The following is a 19,692-nucleotide window of genomic DNA, read 5'->3' on the forward strand; positions in this document are numbered from 1 at the left end:
CGGGGTATGTGGATGAGCAAATCGATTCTTGTCGTCGACGACGAGGAGATCGTTCGCAGCTCGATCAGACAATGGCTGGAGCTGGGCGGCTTCGACGTGCGCACCGCCCGAAATGCGGACGAGGCGCTGTCGATGCTTCAGGCCGAGCTGCCCGACGTGGTACTGACCGACTTCCGGATGCCGCATCGATCCGGCATCGAACTGATGCGCGACGTGCAGCGCATCGATCCCGACATTCCGGTCATACTGCTGACTGCGCACGGCGACGTTGCACTCGCGGTTGCGGCCATGCGCGAGGGCGTCTACGACTTTTTGCAGAAGCCTGCCAACCCGGATCATATGTCTGCCGTGCTGGCGCGGGCGGCAGAACAGTCAGGATTGAAGCGTCAACTCAGGCAACTCACGAGCCGGCTCGGCGCCGAAGGTGAGCTGGAGCGACGTCTCCTCGGGACATCGCCCGCGATGGCCACGCTGCGAAAGTCCGTTGGCGAGCTCGCCGAGCACGACAGGGATGTGATCCTCTTCGGCGAGAGCGGCACGGGAAAGGAGGTCGTCGCTCGCGCACTGCACGACCTTGGTCCGCGGGCACGAGCTCCTTTCGTTGCGGTGAATTGCGCGGCCGTCCCCGCCGAGCTGTTCGAGAGCGAGTTGCTGGGTCACGAGGCGGGAGCGTTCACCGGCGCACGCGGGGCTCGCATCGGGAAGTTCGAACATGCCAGCGGCGGAACCCTCCTGCTCGATGAAATTGAAAGCATGCCACACGCGTTTCAGGTCAAGATCCTGCGCGTTCTCCAGGAGCGCGTGGTCGAGCGGGTGGGATCGAACCGGCTGATCCCGATCGACGTCCGTGTGATCGCCGCCGCGAAGGCCGATCTCGCGGCCGACAGCCGCAGCGGCCGCTTTCGTGCCGATCTCTACTTCCGCCTGGCCGCGGCGGAGATCCGTCTGCCGCCGCTGCGCGAACGGGGCAACGACGTGCTGCTGCTATTCCAGCATTTCGCCGCGGAAGCCGCCCGGCGCAGCGGCCGTGACTTGACCCCACTCGGAGCCGAGGATTTCGATGCGCTGCTGACCCATGACTGGCCAGGCAACGTTCGGGAATTGAAGAACGTGGCTGAACGCTACGCGCTCGGCCTGGCCGCAACGGGTCGCCGCGTCGCGGAAATTCTGCGGCGGGCCGAGGGAGCGGGCGCAAGACGCTCGCTCTCCGAGCGTGTCGCAGCTTATGAGCGCATGCTGATCGAGGCGTCTTTGCTGGAGCACAACTGGTCGGTTGTGGCGGTTATGGAAAGTCTCGGCGTGCCACGGCGGACGCTCAACGAAAAAATGGCAAGGTACGGCTTGCTGCGACCCAGCCGAACCTCCTGCTAGGCACGAGGCGGATTCCCGCTCACACGCCGACGCGGATCGGCGGAATTCCGCTGAGCGCCGCGAGCCCGTTTCACGCGGGGCGCAATGCAACCATCTGAAATGGCTTTGTTTGCCGGCGCGGTCGGCGGCCGCGGCCGGCTGGCACGCGGGTTGCTCAGGCATGAGCACGATTGGCCTTAGAGCCTAAGAAAACGTGCACTCGGAGGACGCCATGAATTTTGAGCGAGCTATCAACCCCACCTTCGTTGCGGCCGCCGATGAAGCACGCCGTGACGGCCTTAGGATGGGTAGCCGCTTGCGCGCGATCTTCGTGGGCTCGATCGGAAATCTGGTGGAATGGTATGACTTCTACGCCTATGCTGCGTTTGCGTTGTATTTCGCCAAATCGTTCTTTCCTGAGGGCGACGAGGTCGTGCAGCAGTTGAACGCCGCGCTGCTGTTTGCCGCCGGCTTTCTTGTCCGCCCGCTCGGAGGCTGGCTATTCGGCCATTTTGCCGATCATCATGGCCGCCGCAATGCCCTGACCTTGTCGGTCTTGATGATGTGCTTCGGCTCTCTGATCATCGCCGTGACGCCCACCTATGCGTCGATCGGCTTTGCGGCGCCGGTCCTGCTCGGTTTCGCGCGAATCGTGCAGGGAATCAGCCTTGGCGGTGAATATGGCGCCAGCGCAACTTACCTGAGCGAGGTCGCGGACGAAAAGAACCGCGGATTCTATTCCAGCTTCCAGTATGTGACTTTGATTGGCGGCCAGCTCTGCGCGATCGTCGTTCTCCTGGTCTTGCAGAAGGTGCTTCTGACGGAGGAGCAGCTTCGGGGATGGGGCTGGCGTATTCCGTTCGTGATCGGCGCGCTGCTGGCCGTCGTGGCCGCCGTCATGCGCCGCAATCTGCACGAAACGGATGTATTCACCCGCGCGAAGTCGGCAAGACAGGGGAGTTCGCTGCGTGCGCTGGGTCACTTCCGACGTGAAGTCCTGCTCGTTGTTGGACTAACCATGGGCGGGACTGCGGCCTTCTACACCTATACCACCTACATGCAGAAATACCTGAAGCTCTCCGTCAAGCTGACCGATGATCAAACGACCATGGTCACCGCCTGTAGCCTTATCTTCGCGATGGCGCTGCAGCCGCTCTATGGCGCCCTTTCCGATCGCATCGGACGCAAATGGCTGTTGATCGGGTTCGGACTGGGCGGAACCCTGTTCACGATTCCGCTTCTGAACACGCTGCAGGGAGTCCACGATCCGTTCACCGCATTCCTCCTGATCGCGGCGGCGTGGCTGATCGTATCCGGCTATACCTCGATCAATGCGGTGGTCAAAGCCGAGCTTTTCCCAACTGCAATTCGAGCAACGGGCGTAGCACTGCCATATGCGTTGACCGTTTCGATCTTCGGCGGCACGGCAGAGTCGATCGCGCTTTGGTTCAAGTCGATCGGTCACGAAAGCTGGTTCTATTTCTACCTCACCGGCTGCATTGCGACCTCTCTTGTCGTCTATCTCGCCATGCGCGACACCCGGCGGCACTCGGCGATCGATCGTGAGCAGAAAGCGAGATGAGCGGCGCGTCGCATGAGCGCGCGACGCGCCGCGCAGCCTTCGGCTCAAGCCCGCCGGATCAGCAATCCTCGCGCAGCAGGTATCGATATGGACAGCGAATTCAATCGAGTCGATGTTGCCTACGCCCGAATCAAGGAATTGGTCACACATTACGAGTTGACGTCGGAGTCGAAGATCATTTTGCCAGGCGAGCACCTGCGCATCGACGAGCTTGCTGACTACGTCAGGGCGAGCGCGACACCGGTGAGACAAGCTCTCGAGCGTCTTCATGGCGAGGGGCTGATTGATATCGTTCCGAAGCGAGGCTTCTTCTCGAGGGTCCCGGACGCAGCGGAGCTGCAGGACCTCTATGAGTTTGCTCGGCTGGTACTCGCGTATAATCTCAGGAAGGCTTTGGAGTCGTCGTCGGCCGTACGCTTTGGCCGAAGCGCGATGAGAGTGGCGGCGCTTCCGCCCGCGAATTCGGCAAGGAATCGCGCCAAGCATTATGCTGCCGCCATCGAGGGTGTGTTCGAGCAGATCGCGCAGATATCGAGGAACGAGGAGATGCTGCGAATGATAAAAAACTTCAACGACCGCAGCCGGTATATTCGATGCCTCGTCATCTCCCAAGACGCCGATCCGGACTCCGAGCTCCGTGACTGTCTTGATATCGCGGACGGCGTCCGCAGCCAGAACGCCGCGCGCGCGTGCGCGCGCCTGGAAGCCCACATGCACCGAACGATCGCAAATTTGCCAGAATTGATACGGGAGGCCAGATCGCGCTGGGCCATTGCCGCCGCTGCAGGCTGAACCATCCCACCTGGTGGTCTCGCACTCACGGCGCCCGCGAAGTTCGACGGTCGATCGTTGCCATCGATCGAGCTGGTGGGTCGTTTGCGTTCGTGTGGACTGGCAAACTGGTCTTTAGCTGCAGTCTCGTGCCGACCTTACTCGACGTTTGCGGACGTGTGCGGCCGACCGCAAGGAGCCGCTCCTGATAGTTGCGCTCGAACCGTTCACGGTCGACGAGCAGCGGCCGCGCTTTGAGGGCTACCTCAGCATCCCGGGCATCCAGGCCCTGGAGCGCTATGAGGAAGTGGAGCTAAGCCGGTATTGATGAACTACAAAAGATCCGCCGGGTATTCGAGGAGGTGCGGCCTTATGGCTCGCTCGATGCCGAAGCCGCCTACAAGAACGCTGAGCTTGCCCGCGAAGCGGCTGGCAGCCGGGTCAACCGCGCCAGCCGCGCGCTCCAGCTCGAGACCGAACTGCGCATCGATTCGGGCCGCCGCGCCGACCGCTTCGCTGGCGGCTCTCGGGCGCAACCGGGCGGCGCGCAATCGTCAACAGGCAGCAAGGGTGCGGCATGATATGCGGCAGGTCGTGCGCCGCAAGCGCACGCGGCATCTCATTGAACTCGGCGGCCTCGTCGTCAAGGCTCGTGTCGTGGACTTGACCGGCGATGATCGCGGACCGATCGCCGCTCGGGATCATCGCGGCCGTGCCGGTCATGGATGGTCAGAACAGGGTCGAGAGCGCGCGCATCCTGACGATGAACGCAAAGGCGCGCGAGATCCTGCGGCAGGACCCATCACGTTTTCAGATTCACACCATCGGCGAACTGATCCGACATACCAGCAATCCGCTGGGCTGGACGGTCGTCAAGACCGTGCAGGATGGCCAGGCAACGCGGATCGACTATCACAGCCCGGACGGTGAGCTGTTCTCGATGGTGATCGAATATGTCGCCCAGATCGTCCTGATCTCCCTGGCGGAGCTGAACCGGTCGGAACAGCCGGAGATTGAACAGCAGCCGGAGGTGAGGACAGCAACCCGCTTCGCACGGATGATCGGGCTGAGCTGAGATCGGCAAGTCGTCTGCGCGCCGCCTCGCGCAGACGATGCTCAGGAGCCGTCCGCCGATCTCGGGATGGTCCAGGCGCTCCAGGGCCGCCCCAACGCCGTTGGGACGGTGTTTCTAGAATCTGTCCTGGCCACCGTAACTTGGTGCCGTTCAATGTTGACCAACGACCCTGTAACGCCATCTTACAAGAACTCCACCCGAACTAACTACGTCGACTCCTTCGACCGAGAGTCGTTGTGGCAAGCGCGGCGTAGGCTTGCACGGAGCTCTCCGGCGCAAGGGTCCTTCAGTCGAGGCAACCTCAGTCCGCCTTACGACGAAGCTTGCGCTGTAGTTCTCGCTCATGCTCGCATATTCTTCGGCGACCCCGCCGCGCCTGCTTGGTGCGCTCGGGATGTGAAAGTAGTATCGGGACGGGAACGTTATCCCGGAACGTCCTAATCCATGACGGGCCCGGCTCTTTGAGAACCAGCGCTTTGATCTGAACGATCATCGGTCACTGCTCGTCGTGCAACATCCAAGACGACCTTGATTTCGCAAATCGGGTCGTTGAGGTGTCGACCATGCCGACCCGCTGCGTCGGCGTTTCGCCGAGCGTCACCACCATCAAGGGTACCGATGAGCGCAGCATGGCCCACGACCTACAAACCGGCGATCGCGAGGGCTTGCGTATCAGCCATTGCTGGCATTCCGTCGTCCGGCGAGCCCGCTGGCCGAGCGCTGCGACGGCGTCCGCCCCGATACGGTAGGGCATCTAAGGCCGACCGCCTGCGGCGTTCGTTAGGGATCACAGCGCCAACCGGCCCGGGAAGCCGCTCTCGCAACGGTCGACGTGGGCGCCGCATCCTTAGTGCGTTCCACGACCACGCGATTTCGGCCCGCCGTCTTGGCTGCGTAAAGCGCCTTGTCTGCGCGGTTGACCAGATCGAGGAGCTTGTCGCGCGGATCGTCGAGAGGCGCGAGCCCGATGCTGACGGTCACGCGTTCGCTGCCCGGCAGCCAAGTCCCGACGTTCGACACCGACCGTCTCACCTGCTCGGCCACGTGTTCGGCCGAGGTCTTGCTCAGGCCGATCAGCGCGACGCAAAACTCTTCACCGCCGTAACGGCCGACCAGATGCGGCGCGCCGCAGAATGTCTGCAACTGGTCGGAGAGCCCGACCAGCACCTTGTCGCCGAAGGCATGGCCGAACCGATCGTTGATCCGCTTGAAGTGGTCGGCGTCGACCATCATGAAGACAAACGGACGCCGAGTGCGGATTGCTTCGGTCAGCAGTGCTTCCGCCTGTTCGAAAAAGGTGCGACGGTTGAGACAGCCGGTCAGTGGGTCGCGCGAGGCAAGATATTGCAACTCGAGATTCTGATCGGAGATATGCCGCTGTGCCTTGCGCAGCTCCTCGACCGAGGCGCTCAGCCGCATATTGGTTTCATGCAAGGCCGTCACGTCGGTGAACGTGACGATGGCGCCGCGTGCCGTCCCGCTGCCGTCGAGGATGCGCGTCGCGTTGACGACGAGCCGGTGCATGCCGCCGCCGGCATCGCGAATGCTCAGCTCCGCGCCGAGCACCGGATGCTCATGCTCCAGGGCGACACGCCACGGCAGATCGCTTGGCGCAACCGGAGCCGCCACCGACGAAAGCCACGGCAATCCGCTGGCCGGAGAGCCGAGCTCAAGTTCGCCACCGGTCAGAACGTTGTGTTTGAAGGCCCGGTTTGCGAGCAGCACGCGCTCGTCGTCGTCAATGATCAGCACGCCCTCAGCGAGGGTATCGAACGCCGCCTCGATCCGCTTCGGAATCGTGCGACTCGGATCGAGCTCGCGCAGGGCGCGGCCAAGCACCAGGTAGAAGCCGGCAAAGCCCGTAACCGCCATGAATCCCACGAACGCGAACAGGGCCGGCCCCAGATCGAGCGGGTTCGCTCCGCTGGTGAGCGGCCTGAAGGCGATCTCGATCCGACCGGCAGGCGTGTCATCATTGAACAGCGGCACCTGGATATGCGTCGCGGTCGACTTGCCGTCAGGCAGCTCGCGCCAGTGGGTCAGGTGGCGATCGGATCCGGCGAGGATATTGCCATGCGCGTCGCGGATGGCAATGGAGAGGATGGCTGGGCTGCGGCTGACCACGACGTCGATCGTGTCCTTGATCGCGGCCGTGTCATTGCGGCTGGCGAGGACGGCGAGTTGCACCGCCATCGCGGTTGCGGTGACGCCGCGCTGCTCCAGCTCGGCTCTCTCCTCGTTTGGCAGCAAGCCAAGCGAGGCGGCGACGAGAATTAGGCTGACGGTCAAGGATACCAGACCGAGGCTGAGCTGGAGTTTGGGGGACAGCCATCGCTTCATCACGTGACGTCCGCGAGCGATCGACTGGCTCCCTGGCCGCCCTCGAACATCGCATCAACCTCGGACGTGGCGCGGGTCCTTTCCGTCCTCCGCGGCCGCAGCACCACCATCAAAGGATCGAAGCCGCGCCACAGCGGGACCGAGGCCAGGAACGCGGCGAGCAGCGTCCCGCCGCGCAGCAGCCAAGCGATGAAGCCGACGGTCAGGACCGAGCTTGCGGCCGCAATGGTGAATTCGGCGGCCCTCAATGACCTCGCGGCGGAGCGGGCCACACGCGAAATTTCCTCGGCAATGGTGGTCGCGAGCGCTTCGCGATTGAGGCGCGACAGCGCAAGATCGACCATGCTTCGGGCTGGCGCAGGCGCGATCGTGGTGGGCGGCGCGGATAAGATCGGTGGCTCGGGGGCAGCTTGGGCGGGTTGGCTCGGCGGCGGCACGGGTGCGGCGGCCGGCGGAGCCGCAGCGGCATGCTCGGCTGCGGACTTTGCCGGGCCGGCTGCAGGGCCTTGGCCTGCCGAACCCTGGGAAGCGCTCGAGGCAGAGGCCGCACCGCCCAAGCCGCCATGGCCACGCCCAGCACCGCCGCTGGTCCTTCCATTGTTCACTGACTCAGCTGCGGCTCCAAAGCCGTTCAAGACGCCGGAATCGGGCGTGGAGGACGGCGAGGGGGGAATCAGAGCGGGCGTCGATGGGGCCGGAATGAGATCCGTGTTCGCGGACGATGAGCCATTGCCGGCCGTTCCGGGCGCGGCAGCCGCAAACAGGTAACGATTGCCCGGCGCACTCACGCTCCCCGTCGGCCCCGACTGGTAGGTCGCGTTCCAGATCGCAGGATTGCCGCTGTCCAATCCGCCGAAACTGTCGGCGCCGGGTGCGGCCGAATAGATCAGCCAGCGGCCGGATGTCGCGCTCACCGCGCCGCTGCCGGCATTGTTGATGAAGGCACGAGCTGCCGATAGGACCGGGCTTGCGGCGACCACCGCGCTGCCGCTTGCGATCGTCAGGTCGCCGGCCGAGAGGATCGTCGCGTTGGCGCTGGCGCTGATTCCGCTGATCCCCTGTACCGCACCGATGGTCAAACTCTGTGCGTTGTTGAAGGTGAGCGCGCCGATGCCGCTGGCGGCAAGCGTGCCGACAGTGTTGTCGGCGCCAAGCACGTAGCTCGTTCCGCCCGACAGCCGCAGCGCCGTAGCAGCGATGGCGCCGCCGATCTGGCTCACCGCACCAGTGTCACTGATCACCACCGGCGCCGCGCCTGAGGTGATCGTGGCGCCGAGCCGGTCGCCGCCGCGACCGTCGAGGATGAGGGTGCCGGTGCCGTTGTTGGTGATCGCAACCCCGGCTGCAGACGTGTCGATTCCGACAGCCGAGGCGGACGAGGTGCTGCCTGCAAGGGTGACCGCGCCCGAGTTGGCCGTAATGGCGTTGCTACCGCTGGCGACGAGGCCGGATCCGGTGCTGCTCGTCCCCCTCAGCTGCAGGTCGCCTGAGGTCGTGAGCGTGCTGCCTTGATCGATCGTCACTCCGGCCCCGCTGGTGCTCGTGCCGGCGAACGTCACGGCGGTTCCGCTCAGATTGTCGATCGTGGTGCTGCCCCGCAAATAGATGCCGTTGCCGCTGGTCGAGCTGCCTGAGATCGACGTGGTGCCGGAGGAGGTCACATTGGCGTTGACCGCGATGCCGCTTCCGCCGCTACTCGTTCCGCTGATCGACACAAGCCCCGAGCCGCTGGTGGCGAGCGTCCCGCGCAGTTGCAGGCCATCAGCGGACACCGAAGTGCCTTGCAGGATCAAAGCGCCGCTCGTCGCGGTCAGCGTGTTGCCTCCGTTGGCGACCATGCCGACATTGCTGTTCGAGGTGCCGGTCAGCGTCACACTTCCCGTTGCGGTGAAGCTGGCGAGCGATGCCAACACGCCATAACCCGTGCTCGACGTTCCAGCCAGCGACATGGTGCCAGATGTAGTTACAGCAGAGAAATTCCGGAACTGGAGTCCGTAGCCGGACGGATTGAATCCCGAAATGGCCAGCGTGCCAGCGCCGGAATTGCTGATGGCGTCGGTGCCGGCAAAGAGCACGCCGGCGCTCCCGCTGTTCGTCGGCCCCGTGTCGTTGGAGGTTCCAGTGATGGTCAGCGATCCGCTGCCCGAGTTACTGACCGTCGTACCGGAGAAGTAAGTGCCGACCGTCGAGCCCGACCCGCTCGTGGCGGTGGAGATGCCGCTGACGGCGACGTTCCCGCCCGTTACGGCGAGGCTCGAGGCTGATCCAAAGCTGACGCCGTCGCTCGCCGTCGAGATGCCCGCGAACGATACGTTGCCGGACACAGTGTTCGTCCCGGTGAAGTTCACGCCAAAGCCGCTGTTTGACGTGCCCGAGAACGTCGCCGTGCCGGTCCCCTGGTTATCGATGGTCGTGGCGCCCTGGAAGAAGACGCCGCTGCCGGAGGTCGAGCTGCCTGCAAAGCTCGGCGTGCCGTTCAGAATCGTGACGATGTTGCTGCCTTTGAACGACAGGCCTTCACCGCTTCCCGACGACCCGTTCAGTGAGACGGAGCCCAGGGTGGTCAGATTGCTGCCGGTATTGAAGCGGATGCCACGACTGGCGCTGGGTGTGCTGCCGATCAGCTGGAATGTGCCGGCCCCCGCGTTGGTCAGCGCCAAGGTGCCGTTGCCCTGATCCCAGACGCCATTCGAACCCGTCGAGGAGCCGCTCAGCGTGAGATTGCCCGAGTTGCTGGTGATCGCGGAGCCGTTCAGGTACAGGCCGTAGGAGGTGCCGGTGTCGGTGCCGGAGATCGAGATGTTGCCCGACGTCGTCAGGTCGGAATTGATGGCCGCGCCAAATCCCCCTCCCGCGCCCGCAACCGAACTGCCTGAGATCGAAAGAGCTCCCGTCCCGGAATTGGTCAGCGTTGTTGGTGTGGCGGTAAAGAAGACGCCGATGCCGGTGGTACTGGCTCCGCTGACGGTAAGGTTTCCGGCAGTGTCGGTGACGAGGTTCGAGCCTTGGAATTCGACACCGTTGGAGGTGATCGATGTGCCGGTGAGCGTGACCGTGCCCGACGTGGTCAGGCCCACGCCTGAGTTAAATGCGATGCCCTGGGATCCGGATGAGGTCGTGACCGTGCCGTTCAGCGCGAGCGTGCCGCCACCAGAGTTGGTGAAGGTGTTGTTGCCACTGTTGATCCAGAATCCGACGTTGGATGACGTCGTCCCGCTCAGGGTCAGACCGCCGGAATGATCGGTGATGGTGTTGTTGCCCAGCAGATAGACGCCGACACTGCTGTTCGACGTTCCGGTGATGCTGACTGCGCCGGCGGTATCCAGACTCGCACCGGCCTGCAGCACGAATGCCGGCAACGTGGGGCTGCTTCCGCTGATGCTCAACGTGCCGCCGCTGGTGTTGGTGATGGCGTTCGATCCGGCGAATACGACCCCGTTGCCGGAGGCCGAGGTGCCCGTGAGCGTCAGAGCGCCGACGTTGAGGGTGCTATTGGCCAGCCAGACAGCCGCGTTGCTCCCCGCCTGAACTGCGGACCCGGTCAGCGCGCCGCCATTCGTGTCGATGGTTGCGCCGTTGATAACGAGCGAGCCCGAGCTTCCGGACGCAGCCAGATTGACGTTGAGGGCTCCGCCGGTGGCCGTGATGCTGCTGCTGACATTCACGTCGCGGCCGGCCGACACCGAGAATGTCCCGCCGCCGCTGGTGCTGATGCCCGCATTGACGTTGACGTCACGCGCGGCGTTCAACGTCAGCGAGTGGCCGCTGGCCCAGGTCACTGCGTTCGCCACGGTGATGTCGCCGCTCTGTGACCCGCCGCTTCCGGTGTCGACGGTGACATTTGCCGTCGCCAGCGCGCCTTGCAGCGTGGCGACCGACAGCACCGAGCTGTTGCCGGTCGGCGAGTAGGTGTTGCCGCTGCTCGACATGTTGCTATCGGCCGCGGTCGAGATGGTCACGTCATAGGGGTCGAGCAGCAGCGTGCCGGTCTTGCCGCCCGTGGCGGTCAGGTCGACACTGCCGCGGAAGTCCAGCAGGCCGTGGCTCGAGACCTCGGCGCCGCCGCCATTGCCGCCATCAGCGCCGGTCGCAACGACGCTGCCGCGGAAGTCGGTCGTCTGCTCCGACCACAGCACGACCTTGCCGCCATCGCCGGCACTGCCTTTCGCCGAGATGGTCGCGCCCTGCGCGACCGAAGTGGTCTCGGCCGTCGGCACGTCATCGGCGACCAGCTTCGCGGACGGATCCCGGCCGCCGCGCATATCGCCGCCGATCAGCACCTTGCCGCCGCTCTTGCCGTCGGCGCTCACCTTCGCTGTCGCGGTCAGCGCAACCTTCTTCCCGGTCACCACGATGGTGCCGCCGGCATTGCTGCGGCCGCCATTGGCCGCAAGCCGTCCTGATATGGTCACCGCGCCGCTTCCGCCGCCGAGCACGATGCGGCCGGAGCGGCCCGACAGCGAGCGGGCGCTGAGCACGCCGGACACGTTGACCACGTCGCGCACGGCCTGCTGGGCCGCCGCCGCCTTGATCTCGATCGCGCCGCCCGCCGCCTTGATCCTGCCGGCGATGTCGATGATCGCCTTGCCATCGGCGGTGGTGGACTTGGTGGGAAGCGCGACCTGCAGGAAGCCGTCGCCTGTCGGATTGAGCGTGATCGCCTCTCCGGCGCCGAGCCCGACGCGGCCGAGCGGCACGGTGATCGTGCCGCTGTTGGACACGGTCCCGCCGATCAGCCCGACAAATGCACCGCTCGCGCCGGAAATCGCGCCGGCATTGCTGACGGCGGCCGAAGCGCCCTTGCCGGTGAAGATCAGGCGGCCGGCGTTGAAATCGGCATTGCCGATGTCGAGCGTCGAGGCCACGAAGCCGCCGCCAACCTGCACCGACCCAGTTGGCGTGATCGCGATGCCGTTGGGATTGACCAGGAACACCTGCCCGTTTGCGCTGACCTGGCCGGCAATGGTCGAGGTCGTCGTCCCCGTGACCCGGTTGAGGATGGCTGCGCTCGAGTTCGGCTGGACGAAGTTGACGCTGTTTCCGGCACTGACAGAGAAGCTGTTCCAGTCGACGATCGCCCTGGAGGATGTCTGGTTGATCGTGAGGGTATTGCCCGCCGGCGCGCCGATCGTGGCCTGACCTGACACGACGCTGCCGCCCTGCGGCAGACCGGCTTGCGCCAGCGCGCGCGATGATATGGCGAGCAGAGAGGTGCAGCCGAGCAAGAGGGCAGCGCGTCTGCGCCATCCGCTCGCCGCTCGCGCGTTTCGTGCGTGGTCGAACGCGCGCATCAGAAGCTCACCGTGCCCAGGACATTGGCCCGCCAGCCCTGCCGCACGCCGCTGACGTCGGTGAAGCCGCGCGCGATCTCGACTGCAAGGCTCGCATCGGCGGAGCTGCCGGGAATGCTGACGCTGCTGCGGACGCCGGTCCCCACGGCTCCCGCGTTGAGGGCGGCTTGTTCGACGGCCGAGGGACTCGCGATCCAGCCCCGGCCGCCGGCTGCAAACAGATAGGGCGATGCGGCGGCCCCCGTGCCGAACGCATTGAACACGAACGGGTAGGCCAGCTCTCCGCGCAAGGTGAAGCCCTCATCGGCATTCAACGTGCCGGACGCGAAGGCAGACAGCGCGTCGCTTCCGTCGAGCGACAGCTGCTCGGAGCGCAGCATGGCCTTGCCGCCGGTGATCTGGCTGGTGCCGATGACATCGAAGCGGAAGCCGGCGGGCAAAGGTTGCGACAGGCGCGCGGTGGCCGCAAGCTTGACGAAGTCGGGCGTCGCGCCGATCCGCGACAACGGCACGCGCGAGGTGATCGCGTCCTCGGCATTGCGTCCGCCGAGCCCCTTCGAGAGCTGCGCTCCGAGCTGCAGCCCTGCCTGCGACGGCAACGTCGTGGCGTAGTCGATGCCGCCGCGAAGCACGCGGTAATGATCGTGGCTGAGCGCCACCCCGAAATCCGGCGCCGAGATCTGCTGCTCGACATCCTCGACGGCGAGGTTGGCGTAGAGCGACGCCTTTCGCGACAGCCCGATCGGCCCGCGCAGGCGTAGCGCGAACCGGTCGAAGCTGCCGAGCGAAGCGGGGGCGCCGGGCGTCTGCTTCGTGACCGTCCGCGAATGCGTGTATTCCGGATTGACCGTGATGCCGTCCGCTCCGATCGGCACGACGGCCCCGCCGCCGTAGAGCGAGAACGGCGCGTCGCCTGCCGAGGCCGCACGCAAATCCGTGCTGAGTCCGGCCGTGCCGTAGATCTGCTCGCCAGCGCCGAGCGCGCTGTTGAGCGCCAGCGTGCCGCGCAGCTGCCAAGTGCCGAGCGAACGCGACAGGCGATCGTCGGCTCCGGCCGAGCCCGAGATCAGCCGATGCTCGCCCTCGAGCACGAGCCGTACCCCGCCTTCGCGCGTGCCGCGCACCAGGGTGCTGCGCAGCCTCAAGCCGGGAACGTCGCCCGCGATCAGCAGCGCACGCTCGATTTGTTCGGTCGTGAGATGCGGCCGCCCCAGCAGCAAGTTGGTCCGGCCGGCGACCACGTTTCGCACGCGCTCAGGAAGCGTATTGACGTCGATCGCTTCGATGAAGCCGTCGATGACAACAAGGCGAAGTGTCCCGCCGTCGACCAGCTGTTGCGGCGGCACGCTGACCCGCACCAGCGGATAGCCGGCGCGCGAATAGAGGCCTTCGAGGTTGGTCGCGAGCGCATAGATCTGGGCAACGCTGACACGTTGGCCCTTGACGCGAGCGATCAGGGGGTCGGTGAGCGTGCGAAGCTCGGGAAACGCGCCATCGAGCTGCGCCTCGCCGACCACGACGGCCATGGCTGCGTTGCCGGGCGGCACGGCCGTTTCCAGCGGCCCCGGTAGTCGCAACGGCTGCTCGCCCGCCGGGAATTGAGGTCGCAGGCTCGGCGGAGTCACCTGACTGGGAGCTGCGATCTGGGATAGCGCGGACGAGGAGTACATCAGCGCCCCGATACTGGCTGCGGCACATAGAAGGGAGCTGACAGGCTTCGCCATATGCCGCTTCGACTCATGTCACTCCGCGAGCCAACGGTGTTGTCCGAGGCGCGCGCACTTCTTTCAGCCCAACGACCTAAGCGCTTCATGCTTAATGGGACGTTGAAGTGGAGCTCTCTGCGGGGTCAGCCAGTAATTCCACGGAGCGATCGTGAGCCAGCCAGCGCCAAGCCGTCCTCCTCGCCGACAGGTACACGCTCCATGAGACGCACGGCTATTCCGCAGCCATGATCTCATTGGGACTTCGGCTTCGTCAATTTCGGCGAGGCGGCCGAGATAAAGATCGACACCTTCAACTTCACCCATTACGGCCTTGTCTACGGCAGGGTGCTGAGCGTCTCGCAGGACGCCGGCGCCCTGGCCGAGACCGGCGTTAGGCGCCGCGAACAATCCGCAGATGTAAGCCTCACTAAAGTGCAGTTTGATTGACCATTATGCCATATTTGACCACCCGGCGATTGAGCGATGGGCTGGGGCGCGTGGTCGTGTCCCCGGTGGTGGTGTAGCTCGGTAGAGCAAAGCCGCTCGGACGCGCGCCTCCGATAGCGCCGTAGCGGGCGGGCGGCTTTGCGGTGGTCACCGGCAGTTCTCCGGTAGGATCGGGTTGCGACACGCCAACGCAACCGAGGAACCACCGATGACCGACGAAATGATGAACCTGCGCACGCTCGTGGAGAAGACCCCTGATGCCGATCTGTTGCGCGAGATGATCGGCTTTGCTGCTCAGCGGCTGATGAAGATGGAAGTCGAAGGCCAGACCGGGGCGGCCTACGGCGAGAAGACCCCCGAGCGCCTGGCCCAGCGCAACGGCTATCGCGACCGGACCTGGGAGACTCGTGCCGGCACGGTCGAGCTTCGCATCCCCAAGCTGCGCAAGGGCTCCTACTTCCCCGGCTTCCTGGAGCCGCGCCGGATGGCCGAGAAGGCGCTCACCGCCGTGGTTCAGGAAGCCTATGTGCAGGGCGTCTCGACCCGTTCGGTGGACGATCTGGTGCAGGCCATGGGCATGACCGGTATTTCGAAGAGCCAAGTGAGCCGGCTCTGCGCGGAGATCGACGACAAGGTGAAGGCGTTCCTCGCCCGTCCGATCGAAGGCGACTGGCCGTATCTGTGGATCGACGCCACCTACGTGAAGGTGCGTCAGAACGGGCGCATCGTGTCGGTCGCGGTGATTGTTGCGGTCGGCGTCAATAGCGATGGCCGACGCGAGGTGCTCGGGATGGACATCGGTCCCTTTGAAGCCGAGACGTTCTGGACCGCTTTCCTGCGCAAGCTCGCCCGCCGCGGCCTGCGCGGTGTCAAGCTGGTCGTGTCCGACGCCCATGAAGGTATCAAGGCCACCGTCGCCAAGGTGCTCAACGCCAGCTGGCAGCGGTGCTGCGTGCACTTCATGCGCAACGCGCTGGCGCATGCCGGCAAGAGCGGCCGGCGCGTGGTCTCCGCCTTCATCGCCACCGCCTTTGCCCAGGACGATGCCGAGGCTGCACAAGCGCAGTGGCGGAAGGTCGCCGATCAACTCCGCCCCAAACTGCCTAAGCTTGCTGGCTTCCTCGACGAGGTCGAGACCGATGTGCTGGCCTATATGACGTTCCCACCGCAGCACCGGACCAAGCTGCACTCGACCAATCCGATCGAGCGCCTCAACGGCGAGATGAAGCGCCGGACCGAGGTTGTCGGCATCTTCCCCAATGAAGACGCCATCGTCCGCCTCATCAGCGCGATCCTGCTTGAGCAAAACGATGAATGGGCCGTCCAGCACGCCCGCTACATGACACTGGAAACAATCGCGCCGTTGAGCGATGATCCCACCGTCAGCCTTCCGGCGATCGCCAGCTGACCTGCCCAGCTCTCCCCGGCGAACGCGCTGCCCCACCGCTAGCTACACCACGCAATGGGACACGATCCCGACGCATCGATATTGCCGCCCGACAAAATCACCCCGACCTTCTTTCCGGCCAAGCGGGCGCGCTCTTGCAAAAGCCCGGCAAGCGGAGCGCCACCCGCGCCATCGGCAACGTTGTGCGTAACCGGAAAATAGGAACGCACCGCTTCGGCGAGGTCGTCCTCATACCAGCAACCCGATTGGACCAGCTAGCTAGGGCTGCTGCGACGGTGGCACGCGACGATCAGAATGCTCGCCGGGGATATTGAGCAGGGCCGGGAGAGAATGCGCTGCGGACCGATGCGCAGGCGAGGCAAAAGCCAGCAGGCTGTCCAACCGCGTCACGGGACCAAGCCAGGACTGGCGCACCCGACACGATTCGAACGTGTGACCTTTGCCTTCGGAGCTTTTTAACTTGCCCTACGCCAAAAAACGCCAGGGCATCCGATGTTTCGATATCGCACTGAAATCGCTCCGCAAATCTGGAATTCGGCCTGGCGACCCGTATCCTGGGATACGCCCCGATTTTCTTCCAACTGCTTACGTGGTGCTTACGCGGGAGAAGGGCTTCGGACCGGAGAAATCCTGTGACCAAGCTCACCAAACGCGTTGTCGACAGCGCTGAAGCCCAGGGCAAAGACTACGTCATTTGGGACGATGAACTGCCCGGTTTCGGCTTACGTGTATTCAAGTCCGGCAAGCGTAGCTATTTGATCCAGTACCGCTCGGCTGGGCGCTCCCGCCGCTATACGATTGGTGTTCACGGCGTCTGGACGCCGGAGCTCGCGAGAAAGGAAGCCAAGATCCAATTGGGTCGAGTGGCACAGGGGGACAACCCTGCCGAAGAGCGGCAGCTCGACCACAAGGCGGTGACTGTCAAAGAACTCTGCGAGTTGTACCTCAGAGACTTCGAAGCGGGTCTTCTTCTTGGTAAGGGCGGACGCCCGAAGAAGGCGACGACCATGGTGACGGACACGGGTCGCATCAATCGCCATATTGTGCCCTTGATCGGCACTCGTCGCGTCAAGGACCTTGTCAAAGCCGATATCAACAAGGTCCTGAAGGATATCATGGCCGGTAAGACCCGCGTCAGCGTCAAAACCAAGAAACTCCGTGGAAAGGCGAACGTGCGCGGAGGCGCCGGCACGGCAACGCGGACCGTGGGCCTTCTCGGTGGCATCCTCACCTATGCGGTTGAAACAGGCATTATAGAGAGCAATCCGGCCCACGGGATCCGCAAGCCCAAGGACAATGTGCGCACGCGTCGGCTCACCGAAGCGGAGTATCGAACGCTCGGGGAAATGTTGCGGGTAGCCGTCCGGGACGAGAAGTACGCCATCAGCGTCGATATTATTCGCCAGATCGCGCTGACCGGCTGCCGCCGCAGCGAGATTATCGGTCTTAAGTGGTCGGAGGTAGACACGGAAACAAGTTGTCTGCGTTTGGCAGACAGCAAAGAGGGCGCTTCTATCCGTCCAATCGGACTCCCCGTTGTCGAATTCATGGAAGCTCGGCGAAACCAGAAGGTTGGCTCCTATGTCTTTCCTGGGTATGGGGACGACAATGCGTTCGGTAGCTTCCCGAACCATTGGGAGCAGCTCTTCAGAAAATCGCCCCTCCCTGACGTAACCCCGCACGTCCTACGTCATAGCTTCGCCAGCATCGCGAACGATCTCGGTTTTACCGAAGTGACGATTGCAGCTCTGGTCGGTCATTCGAAGGGATCCGTTACCAGCAAGTACATCCATACGCTTGACACAGCGCTCATCATGGCGGCCGACACAATTTCCGGCTACATCCAAGGCCTCCTGGACGGCGTAAAGTTTAAGCAGACCGAATACGCGTTGGATCGCAAGTCTCGTAAAGCGGCGTTGGCGCAATTTCTTAAGTCGGCAATTGGCGAGCGTCTCAGTGGCGCTGAGGACGTTCAGAGTCTTGCCGCCTAGAGAGACGACAGATGAGCGGAGTGTTAATTGTGGATCAGACCTTCGACATTCCGGAGGAAAGTCCCTCCCTCTCCGCCAGCACACGCAGAAGCCCAATAAAATCATTAGGTTATTGATTGGCATAGGCTTTTCCGCCCGAAGTTGGTACACACGGATGGTGCACGTGACTCTTTCGATGACTCGTCCCTGGAAGCATCCCGAAAGCGGCTAATACTGGTTCCGGAAGCGTGTTCCGGATGATCTTCGCAACCTGCTTGGGAAGCGCGAGGAGCGCTTCAGCTTAGGTACGCGAGACCCGACTGAGGCGAAGCGGCTCCACGCGATCAAGCTGGCTGAAGTCGAGGAGCGTTGGGCGAACTTGCGCGCCGGCCAGCGTCCGCTGTCGCCAGAAGATATCGCTCGAGAAGCGGCGGCGATCGGCGATCAGGTGCGACGACAACTCGAGGCAGATCCTACCAACCACTGCGCTGGGACGTTGAAATCGGCGCGGGCCTTTGGGCTACGGATAAAAGCGATTGCGGCTACTACACGGACATCATGCAGCCGCTGAGTGCGGCGGATGAGAGGCGACTTGCACAAAGAGCAAGGTGTTGTGCCCTCGTGGATGACCGCTTGGCTGCGAGAGGACTCGCTCTACAGGATGACGATCGCGAACGACTAGCCCGCGCGGTCTCTCTGGAACTGCAGAGGAGTGTGCACGAGCACCAGGCTTATCTGCTCGGCAGGACGGAAGTCCGACCGGTCGGGAGCTCTCTGTCGGCGACCCGCCTGCCAGCGGCACCTCTAACCTTTAATGCCATCATTGAAGGTTGGCTTGTCGAGAAAAAGCCGAACCAGAAGACCGAGTACACCTAGCGTAAAGTTATGACGCAGCTGTCCGACTTTCTCGAACACGATGATGCGCGCCGCGTTGGTCCAGACGATCTCGTGTCCTGGAAAGCCGATCTTCTAGCCAAAGGCCTGAAGGCCAAGACTATTCGTGACTGCAAGCTCGCGCCGGTGCGTGCAATTTTCCAATGGGCCGTGGACAACCGAAAGCTCGATGCCAATCCTGCTGCGCGCATCAACATCGATCTCAAGGCCAGATCTTCCGAGAAAAGACGTGGATACACCGACGATGAGGCCAAGATCATTCTACGAGCTGCACGCACCGAGACGGAAGCGCACAAGCGATGGGTGCCGTGGGTTTGCTCCTACACTGGCGCGCGCATCTCGGAAATCTGCCAACTGCGCTCGGAAGACATCAAGCAGATCGATGGCATCTGGTGCATTGCGTTCGCAGGTGAGGCGGGCTCGCTGAAGAATGTGAATGCAGAGCGCGTGGTGCCGGTTCGCTCGGCCTTACAGAACGAAGGCTTTCTGAAATTTGCGGCGTCGGTCCGCAAGGGACCATTGTTTGCTGATCTCGCGCCGGATCGTTTCGGCAGCCGCGGTAGGACGGGCACGAAGATTCTAAGCCGATGGATCAGGTCACTCGGTGTCACCGACAAACGGATTTCACCAAACCATTCGTGGCGTCATCGTCTCAAAACGCCGGTCGTCGTAATGGGCTAGCCTTGGACATCCTTGATGCGATGACCGGCCACGGTCGCAAGACGGTGGCAGATACCTATGGTGAGTTTCCGCCGGAAGCCATGCTTAGAGAACTGTCGAAAATTCCTATACTCACTCTGTGAGCGCCTGGATGTGAAACGAGACAGATCGGTCCACATCTATCGGTGCGACGCTTGC

10 protein-coding genes and 3 pseudogenes are annotated in these 19,692 nt (G+C 63.6%); 10 read left to right on the plus strand and 3 right to left on the minus strand.

Going from position 1 to position 19,692, the window contains the following annotated elements; translation table 11 throughout:
• Positions 1-12: 12 nt before the first annotated feature.
• From QX073_RS16685 to QX073_RS16710, 6 genes and pseudogenes are all read left to right on the plus strand, one after another.
• Positions 13-1,371 carry a sigma-54 dependent transcriptional regulator gene (locus QX073_RS16685; RefSeq protein ID WP_315715081.1) on the plus strand — a complete coding sequence of 453 codons (1,359 nt, stop codon included), beginning with the start codon at positions 13-15 and terminating at the stop codon, positions 1,369-1,371.
• A 283-nt stretch (positions 1,372-1,654) separates the two neighbouring features.
• On the plus strand, positions 1,655-2,932 hold the full coding sequence (locus QX073_RS16690) for an MFS transporter (protein ID WP_316166460.1): 1,278 nt from the start codon (positions 1,655-1,657) through the stop codon (positions 2,930-2,932).
• Positions 2,933-2,944: 12 nt separating this feature from the next.
• Complete coding sequence (locus QX073_RS16695; RefSeq protein ID WP_315715082.1) at positions 2,945-3,724, plus strand: GntR family transcriptional regulator; 780 nt, start codon at positions 2,945-2,947, stop codon at positions 3,722-3,724.
• A 302-nt stretch (positions 3,725-4,026) separates the two neighbouring features.
• Positions 4,027-4,218: pseudogene (locus QX073_RS16700) on the plus strand (conjugal transfer protein TraA); the annotation flags it as partial.
• A gap of 67 nt (positions 4,219-4,285) precedes the next feature.
• A pseudogene (locus tag QX073_RS16705) lies at positions 4,286-4,384 on the plus strand (conjugal transfer protein TraD); the annotation flags it as partial.
• Positions 4,377-4,778 (plus strand): hypothetical protein, encoded by a 402-nt coding sequence (locus QX073_RS16710; RefSeq protein ID WP_316202466.1) that lies wholly within the window; start codon positions 4,377-4,379, stop codon positions 4,776-4,778. The pseudogene QX073_RS16705 and the gene QX073_RS16710, both read left to right, overlap by 8 nt.
• A gap of 780 nt (positions 4,779-5,558) precedes the next feature.
• Here QX073_RS16710 and QX073_RS16715 read toward each other — a convergent pair.
• Genes QX073_RS16715 through QX073_RS16730 form a run of 3 tightly spaced genes read right to left on the minus strand, consistent with a single transcriptional unit; the run spans position 5,559 to position 13,956 of the window.
• Positions 5,559-7,118, minus strand: a complete 1,560-nt coding sequence (locus QX073_RS16715; RefSeq protein ID WP_315825597.1) for a diguanylate cyclase — start codon at positions 7,116-7,118, stop codon at positions 5,559-5,561.
• A complete protein-coding gene (locus tag QX073_RS16720) occupies positions 7,118-12,409 on the minus strand; it encodes a filamentous hemagglutinin N-terminal domain-containing protein (RefSeq protein WP_410052371.1) in 5,292 nt (1,763 codons plus the stop codon). The genes QX073_RS16715 and QX073_RS16720 overlap by 1 nt, the downstream gene beginning before the upstream one ends.
• On the minus strand, positions 12,409-13,956 hold the full coding sequence (locus QX073_RS16730) for a ShlB/FhaC/HecB family hemolysin secretion/activation protein (RefSeq protein ID WP_315715086.1): 1,548 nt from the start codon (positions 13,954-13,956) through the stop codon (positions 12,409-12,411). Before QX073_RS16730 ends, QX073_RS16720 begins: the two co-directional genes overlap by 1 nt.
• A gap of 814 nt (positions 13,957-14,770) precedes the next feature.
• On the opposite strand from QX073_RS16730, the gene QX073_RS16735 reads away from it, so the two are divergent.
• The 4 genes and pseudogenes from QX073_RS16735 (at position 14,771) to QX073_RS16745 (ending at position 19,515) form a co-directional block, all read left to right on the plus strand.
• Positions 14,771-15,970, plus strand: coding sequence for an IS256 family transposase (locus tag QX073_RS16735; protein ID WP_316173597.1), 1,200 nt, complete (start codon positions 14,771-14,773; stop codon positions 15,968-15,970).
• 632 nt (positions 15,971-16,602) lie between these two features.
• A complete protein-coding gene (locus tag QX073_RS16740; RefSeq protein WP_315825593.1) occupies positions 16,603-17,961 on the plus strand; it encodes a tyrosine-type recombinase/integrase in 1,359 nt (452 codons plus the stop codon).
• Positions 17,962-18,184: 223 nt separating this feature from the next.
• Positions 18,185-18,511: pseudogene (locus tag QX073_RS34420) on the plus strand (DUF6538 domain-containing protein); the annotation flags it as partial.
• A gap of 314 nt (positions 18,512-18,825) precedes the next feature.
• Complete coding sequence (locus tag QX073_RS16745; protein ID WP_316226049.1) at positions 18,826-19,515, plus strand: tyrosine-type recombinase/integrase; 690 nt, start codon at positions 18,826-18,828, stop codon at positions 19,513-19,515.
• Positions 19,516-19,692 lie beyond the last annotated feature (177 nt).

It is taken from the genome of Bradyrhizobium sp. SZCCHNS3052 (genome assembly GCF_032484495.1).
Lineage (GTDB): Bacteria > Pseudomonadota > Alphaproteobacteria > Rhizobiales > Xanthobacteraceae > Bradyrhizobium.